This is a genomic window from Komagataeibacter intermedius TF2, from assembly GCF_000964425.1.
Classification (GTDB): domain Bacteria; phylum Pseudomonadota; class Alphaproteobacteria; order Acetobacterales; family Acetobacteraceae; genus Komagataeibacter; species Komagataeibacter intermedius.
Map to the genome: position 1 here is coordinate 1 of NZ_BANF01000587.1, position 716 is coordinate 716.

1 protein-coding gene and 1 pseudogene are annotated in these 716 nt (G+C 59.9%); both read right to left on the reverse strand.

All coding sequences use genetic code 11. From position 1 onward, the window contains the following. The coding region (locus tag B7449_RS18620) for an ATP-binding protein (RefSeq protein ID WP_048884056.1) at positions 1-312 on the reverse strand (312 nt) is incomplete at its 3' end. Between the two features lie 8 nt (positions 313-320). Then, positions 321-716 (reverse strand): annotated as a pseudogene (locus B7449_RS18625) (IS21 family transposase); the annotation flags it as partial.

Here is a 716-nt window from a genome sequence, read left to right on the forward strand (position 1 = left end):
ATTTTCAGCACGCTCGATGAAGTCCCCGCCATGGAGCTGGCGGACCATGGGCTCGTTGATCTGCGTATCGGCAAAAGAGAACCCGGACAGGTCTTTGTAGGCAGGGAACCAGGCTGTCTTTGTCTGGTAGGCGATGGAGCGCACTTCGCGTTCGGCCAGCTCCGCCTTCAGAAGTTGCGAGAGGATGGGGATGGCCGCCTCAAAAGCTGGCGCGCCCTGCTCTATGAGGTCAGCCGTAGCCTGGGCCATGCCATACATCCGCAGTCCACGGAGCATGATGACAAGTGAAGCGGCTGCAGGATCATGACGCATGACGGCTGGATCAGGCAGGTTGGCGAGACGCGCTTGGTCTGTTCGACAAAACCGTCAAAGGGACGCCCCGGGACCATGAGGTGTGGACGCTCACTGGCATGGACCTCGGCGATGGTCCGGGCCAGTTCGATATGCTGCAGCCGTTCCCAGCAGTCCAGGCAGCGGGCTTCCAGCCAGGCATTCAGCGCCCCCAGATCCGCAAAGGCAGGCAGATCCTGCCAGATATGGCGCCGGGCATCCTGCACGGTCTTCTCAATCTGCCCTTTCTCCCATCCCGCTGCCGGATTGCAAAAAGTCGCTTCGAACAGATAATGGCTGGCCAGAGCCATGAAGCGCAGATTGACCTGACGTGCCTTGCCTGACCCAATCCGGTCCACGGCGGTCTTCATGTTGTCAAAAATACC